The following is an 11,405-nucleotide window of genomic DNA, read 5'->3' as shown; positions in this document are numbered from 1 at the left end:
ATTTAATGATTGGTGATATAAAGGAAAAAGGAATATTAGCAGAAAAAAAAGCCGCAACATGGACCTACAACCAAATTGTAAACACCAGAAAGGATCCTGGTTTTCTACATTATATAACAGGTGAACGAATGGCATTACAAATATTCCCTTTCGCAAAAAATGAATTGCGCGAATCCGGAATTACTTTTATACATGCTGAGCCAAAAACAATTTTTCTGGATGGCGACACAATTAGTTTAGGGCAACAGGGAGATGTTATAAATAACAATATTATTGAATCCACTAATCAGGTTGCTTATATTCCTGAATCAGTTAAATATTCATTACCTAAAACGCAAAGGAGGCCTTATTATCACTTTATTGTCGACATTTCTGAAAGGACTAAAAAAAATAATATTGAAAGTGCAATCGATGATTTTATTGAAAAATATCCCGAAGGAAAAAATGGGGCAATGGTATCATTGGTAAATTATAATATCTCTACCTTTCCATATGTTGAAGAAACCAAAGAAAAAATAAAATCCGCTTCGTTTAAAGGTGGCTTTTTTATGGACAGAGCAATCAGAACAGCAATTTATGATAATTATATGCATCCTGATGAAACATTTCCAATGTTTATCGTTTGTTCAGATGATTTAGAAAAAGCTTATATCAACAGCGATTTTAGTGATATGCAATTTGCTTATCCAGATGTTGACTATTTTATCAATTTAAAAAGTAATCAAGACATATACAAGCATAATCTTTTTCATTTTCCACTTACCCGTAGATTCAACTTCAATTGGACTGCCGTAATACAATCCCATGTTATATTTATGAGGATAATAAATATCCAAAACAATTTCTAAGCACGAAACCGGGAAGTGATATTGTATTTGATTACAAAAATTACAATTATGAAGATTTTAAACCTGGAAAAAAAACTGGAAAAACGGTTTGTTTTTTCAGGCCGCAAACAGATATCTCCAACTATATCCATATCTCGCAAACGAAAGTTGGGATGAATCAGTTTACAACAGTTTTGTTTCAGGTATTTTAACACCTGTTACTGCCTTTATTTCATTAGAAAATGAGGGTCAGAAAAAAATGCTTTTGGAAAAACAGAAACAAATACTAGCCGGCACCAACGCAGAAAACATGGGCGAAGACCCGCAAATGATGTCGGAACCTAATGTTTTTGTAATACTAATTGCAGGACTCGCAATATTGGGAATCAAAAAACGAAAAAAGTTATTGTCTAAAATCTTTTAACAATCCCCATCAACAGCACATATATCACCATCATTAACAACTTCAATTTTTCCTGCTTGCGATAATTTCCAGTCTGCATATGCAGTATCTAATACCTGTGTAAACGCCTCAGTGGCCTGAGCACCGGATATTGCATATTTGCGGTTAAATACAAAAAACGGAACTCCCCGTGCCCCTAACATTCCTGCTTCCTGAGCTTCGGCACGAACATCATTTACATAAATGCCGCTCTCCAGCATTTCCTGAATTGCCTGCTCTGCTAAACCGATACTTGCACCAATTTGTATTAAGGTTTGTTCATCATTAATATTTTTTCCTTCTGTAAAATAGGCATAAAACAATGCTTCTTCTGCAGCATCACCGAGGCCTGCTTTTTTCGCCATTTGAATTAAACGGTGCGCATTAAATGAGTTGGCTACAACAGCTTTATCCATATCATAGGTTAAACCTTCAGCGGCTGCCATATCGGTTACATATTTATTCATTTCCCGGGCATAATCAACTGTCCAGCCCTTGCGCTCTGCCAGATATTCATTTATACTTTTCCCAGGTAAATCTTCCTGATTTGGGTCCAATTGAAAACTCTTCCATACTACTTCAATAGCTCCGGCATCTTTAAATGTCGCCATAGCCTTTTCAAATCTGCGTTTCCCTATGTAACAAAAAGGGCACATGATATCTGACCAAATTTCTACCTGCATTGAATTCATTTTAATATTTAACAGCAATGTTAACCCAAATAGTTCATTTCAGTAAACGATGTCTGCAATATTGGATTTTCCCCGTATTTAAAACAATCAGTTTTAGTGCTATCATGAATTTACATTTAAATTTGCCTAAAATATCCAATATGCGCATACACCGTATAGTAATCCTTTGTTTGTTTATTTGTTTTAGGTTGGGGAGATACAATTTTCGCCCAGACTTTAAATTATACCGCTGCCGATACACAGCTTGATTCTGCTGTACATATGTACAATCGCTACCGTGACGCAACAAATGGGCTAAAAAATGAAGATATTACCGCATCTCTCCTACGGGAATTTACCGTAAAACATGATGCCATATATGCTGCCATGAATCAGGTGATTGAAATTGGTAGTGCAGACAATATAAAAGTTGCTAATTACTTTAAAACAATGACTACGCATGAACTTGCCTATTTGTACGGGCGTGTGGGCAATAATACGGAATCAGTGAAACTATTTGAGGTAGTTAAATCATCGATGTTGGCCTTTCAACCAAGTGATTTTAAAATGAATTATAAATATGAAAATAAAAATTATTCAATAGCATGGGAAAATGCTGCTCCCACCATTTTAGAATTTATGGCATCCTTAAGTGAACTGTATATGATTGTTGGTAATCATAAACAAGGTATGGCACTTGCAGAAAAAGTAATGGTTTTTGATTACACAACTGAATACCGAACTGATATATATTGGTATCGTTATATTATCGCAACAAAATACCTTAATTCAGCCATAATTATTGCTAAATACGATAATCAATCGGCTGATATGGCAATTAACCAAATACTCGTTTATAATACGCTTGGTGAAGCAGAAAAAGCAATTGTATTAGAAACAGAAAGTTATGGCTATGCAGCAGGAATTAATTTCATCAATAATCTTGCAACAGCTAATCCGCAATTAGTAAAAGACGGTCAGATTTACGCCAAAACAGGTGGCGCATTAAAAAGTATTGGTGATTACCAGCGTGCTGCACCATTTTATACAAAAGCACTTAACAACGGATATTATGATTACACATTTATAGTTGAGGCATATGATGTTGCAAATGCAAGTAATAACAATGAATTGGGTTTATTGGCAACTGCACAACAAGAATCAAGAGTAGGCAGTACCGATTGTGCCGGCTGGCGCGATATAGCAACAAAGTGGTATCGTTATGGTAATACTTCAAAAGGAAATGAAGCTACAGAAAGGTCAAATAATTGTGAAGCCGCGGCAGCTGAAATTCAACGCGAATATGAAAAGGAGCAGGCTAAACAGGCGCGTCGCGATAACCTCGATTTTAGTGTATATGCCGGAATTTATCCTTTACCATTAATTATTCGATATAATAAATATCGCGATTATGGCGGTGTGTTTGGTTTTGGATTATACAATATAGGAGTTGAATTCAGTTACAAACTCATTAATTTAAATCATGTGATATACGATGATCTTACCATAAAAGATATCGATTACGATGGATATGATACTTATTGGGATGGATATCGCGCACATATCGCATTTAAATTTGGTGACCGTGATCAATATAGTGAAGGCGTATTTGCCGGTCCTTTATTCGAAATTGTACAACGCAATTATTTACCTACCACCAGCGATGTGTTTACTGCCGATGGTGTTACGTATTTATATCAGGCCGCTTTTACCCCAACCGAAACATCCTATAATTTAATGTTGAATTATGGAGGTCATGTTGAAGAAAATTTTATCATGGTAGATTATTTTTTCGGAATAGGTGCCGCTTATAATAAATTTGACGGCGGTGGAATTGAATATGATAATGATATTTATTTACTAAATAATCCATTACTTGAAAACAGAACCCCTACACGTTTTAGTCCAATTGTGCGAATGGGTTTAACAATCGGTTTATCTACACGACATTAAATAATAATCACATGAAAAGAATTTTATTTATTTTGTTGCTATCAGTAATTTCCAGATGTTTAATTGCACAAGATGATGTTACTTCAGGCGTTTTCAATTTGAATTTAGGTTATGGTTATGCTGATATTAATACGGCATCTGTATTTTTTCCGGAGATTGAAAACGATATTACACCGCATCATTTTATTTTGGGAAGTGAAATAATGAGCGGAAAAGACAAATACTTATTTGGTCTTTCATTTAATGTATCGTTTAGTGCAAAAATAGATGTCGACTCGTTACAGGTTAATCAGTTTTCAAATGATTATCTGGTGCTATTCGGATATCAAATGATAAAAAAACCAAAGTATAAAATTTATCCTATTGTCGGTTTAGGGTTTGGTTTACAAACTTTAAATGCGGTAAATACGAATACTGTTTCTGCAACTCAAATAACGGATTCACATTTCCAGGAAATCAATTTAATTCAATACAGTGTTGTTGGCAGCGCGGCAATTAATACCATATTTTTTTCCGGCAACGACAAATATGAAAAAGAAAAACCGGTGGGTTTGGATGGGGATTTCAATTAGGTTTTACTTATGGTTATCCTATTGGCGATTGGCATCATAGTGGCGGATTAGTTGATGATGGTCCAAACCAGGCTTTGATAATGCCAACCTTTAAACTAATTATGGCATTTCATGATAATTAAATAATCAGGGTGTCTGATTAAAAACCAAAATGCCTAAAGCAAACAAAATTACCACGGTTAATACAACCATAGAAAGAATATTTAATATCAATCCAAAAGTTGCCAAACCTTTACCGGAATAAGTATCAGGATTATTATTAATCTCATTCAGCGCATTTATACAACATACAATTCCTACAATATTTCCAATTACGGGTATTACAGGGAAAATACTGAGTACAAATCCAATTATTGCATTCGTATTTACTTCCTGATCAGGTGATTGAATTTTATAATCAAATATAGATTTTGTGGTTGTGTGTTCTGATTTTATGGCTTTAGGTGATTCAATTATTGCTTCCTCCTCTTCTTTAACAATACTTGCAACAGGTGCTTCTGTGTAAAAATCAGTTGATTCTGCTATTGGCTCCACCGCTTCAATTCCGGAGGGCTGATTGCCCATTGTAATAATAGGAGTTGAATGACTGTCACTTTGAACTGCACTAACAACCGGCTCGTAAACAGCAGTTTGTTGGAGGTTACGTTCCAAATTACAACCAACCAGGCATAAAGCCATTAAAGCGTAAAATAAAGCTGTCTTCATAAGTGGTATTATGCTATGAAGATAGGAATATTACCCAATAAGTTGTCTGCGGCTTGCGCAATTGGCGTGCCGAAAAAAATATTTTTATCAATTTCTTGACCAAAGCGCTGTCTTTTATCTAATTATAATTACTTGATTATCAATATATTACACTACAATCAGGCAATTTACATGCCATTTTAACAAAAATTTAACGCCTAGAACCAGTATAAACATGCTACTATGTATTGCATAGTTCAAGTTTATGCACTATGTTTGCACCATGAATGTAGAAAATGCTCAGGCTCAAATGCGAAAAGGTGTGCTGGAGTATTGTATCCTGGCCATCATAAATGAAGGGGAGATCTACCCGACAGATGTGATTAACCGGCTCAAGGAAAGTAATTTGTTGGTAGCTGAGGGAACCGTATATCCCTTGCTTAACAGATTAAAAACAATGGAACTTCTAAGCTACAAATGGGTGGAAAGTAATTCAGGACCACCCCGCAAATATTATCAGTTGACTGATAACGGCCGATTATTTCTGACTGAATTAAATAAAACCTGGCATGAATTAGCGCATGCTGTATCAATCAACACAAAAACCTTAAATACCTCTCAACAATGAACAAGCTATTATATGTAAATATTGGTGGCGTCGTATTCCAGATAGATGAATCTGCCTATCAGCAATTGGATAACTATTTAAATAGTATCCGCAGAAAATATCAAAATTCGCCCGATGGGGATGAAATAATAAAAGATATTGAACATCGCATTGCCGAACTCATGTATGAACGCGTTGGTGAACGTGGTGCTATTACCGGTAAACACGTTGAAGAAATAATCAGCGTAATGGGAAAACCGGAAGACTTCGACGGAAATACAGAACAATTCGAAAAAACAAATACCTACGAAGAACCTGTTTATAAAACCGGTGGCAGTAAATTTTTCCGAGATAAAGAAAATAATGTATTAGGTGGTGTATGCGCAGGTTTCGGAGCAAGGTTCGATATTGATCCTTTGTGGATTCGTTTAGCCTTTTTAGTTTCATTTTTTGCAGCCGGAACAGGGTTTCTGTTATATATTATTCTTTGGGCAATAATTCCTGAAGCAAAAACAACAGCAGAAAAATTAGAAATGCGCGGTGAAAAAATCGATATCAATAACATCGAAAAAACAGTGAAAGACGGTGCCAAACAATTTGGTAAAAAAGTAAATGAATTTGGTGAAGAAGTAAAACAAACTTTTTCAAAAGAGCATATCGACAAAACTAAACGTAATGCAGGCGATTTTATTGAAGACGTTGCTCAAACACTGAGACCAGTTTTTCAAACTGTCGTAAAAATATTTGTATTCGGTGCATTAATTGTTTCCCTTTTAATTGTTGTTGTAACCGGTATCGAATTATTAACCAACTGGGGTAGCGACTTTTCAGAAATTCAATTTTTTGGCAATCACATTACCGAAGGCTCTGACCAGGCTTGGCTGTTAATTACCTGTGCTATAGCATTGTTTATTATCCCGCTTATCGGAATTATTTTTTCCAGTGTGAAATATCTGTTGGGTGTTAAACGCAAAACAAAATTTGTAAGCGCCTCATTGGGTTTATTATGGACCGCTTGTTTATTGGTAGTAATTTACCTCGGCATCACCATTGGCAGAAATTTTAAATATGAATCAGCTGTAAGCGCCAAATTACAATTAACACAACCGGTTTCGGAAACCATGTATGTAAAACTGCAGTCTGTGAAATTACCCTTAAGCGACAATTCAATTGTAAACTGGAGCATCAAAAAAGATCATGAAGACGACAGTCTGATATTTAAACAAATAAATATAGAAATAGAAAAAAGTCTGGACACCGCATTTGTTGTTATAATAAATAAAACAGCAAGAGGTTACGACCGGGCCAATGCAAAAAACAATGCACAATTTTTTAACTATAACGTAATTCAATCATCTGATTCAGTAATCAATATTCCTTCATTAGTTACAATAGGTGAAACTGAAAAATGGCGCGATCAATCGGTGGAAATTTTAATCCGTGTTCCGCAAAATAAAAATATTGTGATCGATGATGCACTGGATTTTTATCTCGACCACAATGAATATACTGCCGGGTTAAAAGACATTGAATTATTCAACAACAAACTCAAAATGACATCAACAGGTTTAAAACCGGTTAATTAATATTTCAAATAAGGCATATTTAAAGTGAAATAATTAATTTTATAACTTTAAATAAAAATGAATATTATGCAAATTAGTACCGCCCACTGGCACCTTTTGATTAACCATTTCCCGATTATACTTAGTATAATGGGCACACTGTTCCTTGTTTTGAATTTAGTGTTCAAAAAAAGTAACCTCAATAATGCTGCATTTCTGCTTTTAATAATCGGTGCTGTTACGGCAATTATTGCAAATAACACCGGTGAAGGTGCTGAAGAAATGGTTGAAGAAATTGCAGGTGTGTCCCATCAAAGTATACATACACATGAAGATGCAGCATCTATAGGCTTAAAAATTATATTAATAACCGGCATTTTTGCTGCCTGCGCAGGAATTGCAAAACTCAAATTTCCAAAAGCTGCTAAATTTTTACTGATTGCAACTTTTGTTGGTGCCATTGCCAGTTCGGGATATATGAGTTACGTTGGTTTAACCGGTGGTGAAATACGTCATAGTGAAATACGGGGTGAAATAAATATCGGCAGCAGCAAAACAACGCCGGCAAATAATGCAGCAGAGCAAGGAGGGGGAGAAGCAGGTGAAGATGCTGAAGAAGATGATTAAACCTGTTTAGCAGGTTTATTTATAAAGATGTATTTAATATGTGTTATAATCCTCGCTACGGCGGGGATTTTTTTATGCCCGGGTTTGATGGCCAATTACCAAAATGTTTCCGAACTTTGATTCATGCGTTTGTGGATTGGGTTATTTTGCATTTTTTCATTTTCATTAATCGGCTGTAATAAAGATAAATCTATAGTAAACAGGTGTTTTTATTACTGGCAGCAGGATTTTACGCTTTCTAATGAAACCCTGAACACCCTCACCTCACTTGAAATAAATAAACTCTACGTAAAATTTTTTGATGTTAATTGGGATAAGGCTACAGCCCAGCCATCACCGGTTGCAGATATTCATTTTTCATCCGAAATACCCGCGGGCATTGAAATTATACCGGTAGTATTTATTACAAACGAAACCCTGTCACACCTGGATTCAGCTCAAACGACAATGCTCGCGCAAAAAAATTTCAAAACGGATTCAGGGTGTTATTGAGACAAATAAAATAACAACGCCTCAGGAAATTCAACTTGATTGCGACTGGACCGAATCTACCCGCGAAAATTATTTTCTGTTAATCAGTACCATGAAAAATTTTCCCGACTGGAAAAATACTTTGTGGAGTGCAACCATACGTTTACATCAGATAAAATATGCCGAACAAACCGGAATTCCACCGGTAAACCGCGGTATGCTTATGTTTTACAATATGGGCAATATTGAAGATATTTCTGCTGAAAATTCCATTTATGATGCTGCCACAGCAGAATTATACACCAACCGTATCAGCGAATACCCGCTTCCTTTGGATGCTGCATTGCCCTGTTATAGTTGGGGCCTGTTGTTTGACGGACAGGAATTAATGAAAATATTTTATCCCCTTTATCCGGCACAGGTAGATGAAAAGTATTTTATAAAAAAAAGTGAAAACCTGTATGCAGCTAAAAGCAATTTTTATTTCAGCGGTCAATTTTTTGTAGAAGGCAATATTTTAAAACTTGAAACCATGACCCCCGAATTAACTTTACAGGCTGCACAACAGTTATCGAAGGAACTTCCTCCTGCCGATAGAAATATCATTTTATATCATCTTGACACAATTATTTTACAAAATTATACCCATGAAAATTTCGAAAAAATTTTTGACGATTTTAATTAGTGGTTTGGCGATTTCATGTTGTTCGATTGCTTATGCGTGTTTACATTATTGGCCGGGAAATGAGTCTGTTATAAAACCATATGACCAATGTGTTGACAATACAATTTCTTATTACCCTTTTTTGCATTCCTCGCGAAATGAAACGATTGCGCCGGATACAACTTATAACAAGAATTATCCCTATTTTGGAATCAACGAAGAATTAGTAATTCTAAATGAATGGAGTGTGTATTTCAATCACAAAATATCCGAAAATGAATTAAGGGAATTGCTTTATAATTCTAATAAAAACACCTTTGATTCTATTAAAGATTATTTAGCCGACGACACGAGTCCATTATCTGAAAAATTAGCCAACAATACATTAGTAAAAGCCTGGTGTTGTAAAACCCAATTGGATGTTTTGGAATATATGAATTACATTGCTCCACCCGCCGAAAAAGAAAACGATTATGAACAAAATAAATCAGCAGGCCGAAAGGAAAATTCATTAACGGATCAAATTAAATTTTGTGAAAATCAAATTTCAAAGTGTAAAACACCATTTTTAAAAACCCGTTATGCTTATCAATTGGTTAGAAAATATAGAGTTAACAACCAACGCGAAAAGTCACTAGAAACATTTGAAAAATATCTAAAAAATGATAGCACTTCCGTTCTACATTATTGGGCAGAAGTGCATGTTGCCGGAATGTACTATGCGTATGATAAACCAAAAGCATTATTAATACTTTCCGATATTTTTACCAAGTGCCCTTCCCGACGAGATGTGTGTTTTAATGATTTCGATGTTGACAACGATTCCATTTGGCACGCTGCATTAAATGCATGTAAAAACAACACTGAAAAGGCCAATCTTTGGTTTTTAACCGGTGTAAAAAATAAAAATGCAGCCATCGTAAGTATACACGAAATGTTACAACTTGCTCCAACTCATGTGGGCTTGGAAGTGCTTTGTGCCAGCGAAATTGAACGATATCAGCGAAATATTTTGCCGCAGCGTAATTTGCCCTACATATATCAATATAGTGATTTTCAAAACTGGAAAATTACCCGTCCACATTATACAAGCCCTGATAAATTAATTCAAGTGCTCAACGAAGCAGTTCAGCATAATGAAATTAAAAACAAAGCCTACTGGTTATGTAACCTTGGATATGTGTATTCATTAAATAAAAATTATAAGGAAAGTGAACGCTGTCTTAATGAAGCTTTTCAAATAAAAGACATCAGCATTCAACTACATGACCAAATAAGAAGATTATTGTTGTTAAATAAAATTAACAGCATGGAAAAAATATCTTCCGTAGCAATTGATGAAGTTCTTCCTGAGTTGGAATGGCTTGCTGCTTTTAAAAAAAATGGCGAGTCAGATAAATGGCTAACAACATATAATAATGATGCATTGCGCTTAAGTATGAAAAAACTGAGTGACCTGTATAAACAAAATGGCGACGTTGCACGCAACGCCCTGTGTTTTGCAATATATGAAACAAGCTTTGATTTTCGCTATAAGTCGGATGAAAATGTTTTAACAAAGCTCGTTCCATTTTATGAAAACAAAACACCCACACCATTTGATGAATTTTTATTACGAATGGCAGGGTTTAGTAAAAACGAACTATATGAATTACTTGGCACAATAAATATTTCAAAAAGAAACTGGGACCAAGCAAAATTATATCTGGAGCAAATTGAAAATCCCGCAACAGTAAAAACTTTCGGAATCAAACTCGATCCTTTTAAATCCACTATTCACGATTGCTTAGGAATAGACTATGCTTCCCCGGAATATAAAACGGTAATGACAAAGCTTGATATTTGTAATCGCGTAATCAAATTAAATAAGGAGCTAAAACAACCGGGTGTCGCATTGGATAGTATTTACAATCAACTTGGAAATGTATATTATAACACTTCCCGATTTGGGAATACTTGGTATGCCGGAAGTCACTTCAAAAATGATTATTGTTTTACATCTGAAGATGAATATTACAACGAAAACTGCCATTTTTTTGGTACAGATAATTGTAGTGATGCGCTGTTTTATTATAAACAGGCGGTACTCAATACACACAACAAAGAATTTGCTGCATTAAACGTTTTTATGATGGCAAAATGTGAACAAACATTTTATTACCTGTCATCAGATTATGATGAATATAATAAAAATGGCCGTAAAAGAAGCTACCAGAAAAGTTTTGCCGATTTGAACACTAACTACAATAATACCGAATTCTACAAAGCCTTAATCAATGAATGTAAGTACTTCAAATACTATGTAAATACAACACATTAAAA

12 protein-coding genes are annotated in these 11,405 nt (G+C 34.9%); 10 read left to right on the top strand and 2 right to left on the bottom strand.

What is annotated here, in order from left to right; translation table 11 throughout:
- Nucleotides 1-5 precede the first annotated feature (5 nt).
- On the top strand, nucleotides 6-848 hold the full coding sequence (locus IPI65_15845; GenBank protein MBK7442941.1) for an MSEP-CTERM sorting domain-containing protein: 843 nt from the start codon (nucleotides 6-8) through the stop codon (nucleotides 846-848).
- Between the two features lie 88 nt (nucleotides 849-936).
- The gene (locus IPI65_15840) at nucleotides 937-1,251 is read left to right on the top strand and encodes a hypothetical protein (GenBank protein ID MBK7442940.1); all 315 of its coding nucleotides are present in this window, start codon (nucleotides 937-939) and stop codon (nucleotides 1,249-1,251) included.
- Here IPI65_15840 and IPI65_15835 read toward each other — a convergent pair.
- On the bottom strand, nucleotides 1,248-1,952 hold the full coding sequence (locus IPI65_15835) for a DsbA family oxidoreductase (GenBank protein ID MBK7442939.1): 705 nt from the start codon (nucleotides 1,950-1,952) through the stop codon (nucleotides 1,248-1,250). The two genes, IPI65_15840 and IPI65_15835, sit on opposite strands and share 4 nt — an antisense overlap.
- Nucleotides 1,953-2,222: 270 nt before the next feature.
- Between IPI65_15835 and IPI65_15830 the strand changes: the two genes are divergently transcribed.
- Both IPI65_15830 and IPI65_15825 read left to right on the top strand, forming a co-directional pair.
- Complete coding sequence (locus IPI65_15830; protein MBK7442938.1) at nucleotides 2,223-3,893, top strand: hypothetical protein; 1,671 nt, start codon at nucleotides 2,223-2,225, stop codon at nucleotides 3,891-3,893.
- A gap of 11 nt (nucleotides 3,894-3,904) precedes the next feature.
- A complete protein-coding gene (locus IPI65_15825) occupies nucleotides 3,905-4,465 on the top strand; it encodes a hypothetical protein (protein ID MBK7442937.1) in 561 nt (186 codons plus the stop codon).
- A gap of 126 nt (nucleotides 4,466-4,591) precedes the next feature.
- On the opposite strand, the gene IPI65_15820 is transcribed toward IPI65_15825, so the two are convergent.
- On the bottom strand, nucleotides 4,592-5,170 hold the full coding sequence (locus tag IPI65_15820; protein MBK7442936.1) for a DUF4190 domain-containing protein: 579 nt from the start codon (nucleotides 5,168-5,170) through the stop codon (nucleotides 4,592-4,594).
- A 262-nt stretch (nucleotides 5,171-5,432) separates the two neighbouring features.
- On the opposite strand from IPI65_15820, the gene IPI65_15815 reads away from it, so the two are divergent.
- The 6 genes from IPI65_15815 to IPI65_15790 all read left to right on the top strand — a co-directional run bounded on the left by IPI65_15815 (nucleotide 5,433) and on the right by IPI65_15790 (nucleotide 11,403).
- Nucleotides 5,433-5,777, top strand: coding sequence for a PadR family transcriptional regulator (locus IPI65_15815; protein MBK7442935.1), 345 nt, complete (start codon nucleotides 5,433-5,435; stop codon nucleotides 5,775-5,777).
- Nucleotides 5,774-7,342 (top strand): PspC domain-containing protein, encoded by a 1,569-nt coding sequence (locus IPI65_15810; protein MBK7442934.1) that lies wholly within the window; start codon nucleotides 5,774-5,776, stop codon nucleotides 7,340-7,342. Before IPI65_15815 ends, IPI65_15810 begins: the two co-directional genes overlap by 4 nt.
- 66 nt (nucleotides 7,343-7,408) lie before the next feature.
- Nucleotides 7,409-7,948 (top strand): hypothetical protein, encoded by a 540-nt coding sequence (locus IPI65_15805; GenBank protein MBK7442933.1) that lies wholly within the window; start codon nucleotides 7,409-7,411, stop codon nucleotides 7,946-7,948.
- Nucleotides 7,949-8,071: 123 nt separating this feature from the next.
- Nucleotides 8,072-8,440: a hypothetical protein gene (locus IPI65_15800; protein MBK7442932.1), complete on the top strand. Its 369-nt coding sequence runs from the start codon at nucleotides 8,072-8,074 to the stop codon at nucleotides 8,438-8,440.
- A gap of 91 nt (nucleotides 8,441-8,531) precedes the next feature.
- Nucleotides 8,532-9,104, top strand: a complete 573-nt coding sequence (locus tag IPI65_15795; GenBank protein MBK7442931.1) for a hypothetical protein — start codon at nucleotides 8,532-8,534, stop codon at nucleotides 9,102-9,104.
- On the top strand, nucleotides 9,067-11,403 hold the full coding sequence (locus tag IPI65_15790) for a hypothetical protein (protein ID MBK7442930.1): 2,337 nt from the start codon (nucleotides 9,067-9,069) through the stop codon (nucleotides 11,401-11,403). The genes IPI65_15795 and IPI65_15790 overlap by 38 nt, the downstream gene beginning before the upstream one ends.
- Nucleotides 11,404-11,405: the final 2 nt, after the last annotated feature.

This window comes from Bacteroidota bacterium, from assembly GCA_016706255.1.
Taxonomy (GTDB): Bacteria; Bacteroidota; Bacteroidia; order Chitinophagales; family BACL12; genus UBA7236.
The sequence above is the reverse complement of the archived record's forward strand: the minus strand, read 5'-3'. Positions and strand labels throughout refer to the sequence as shown.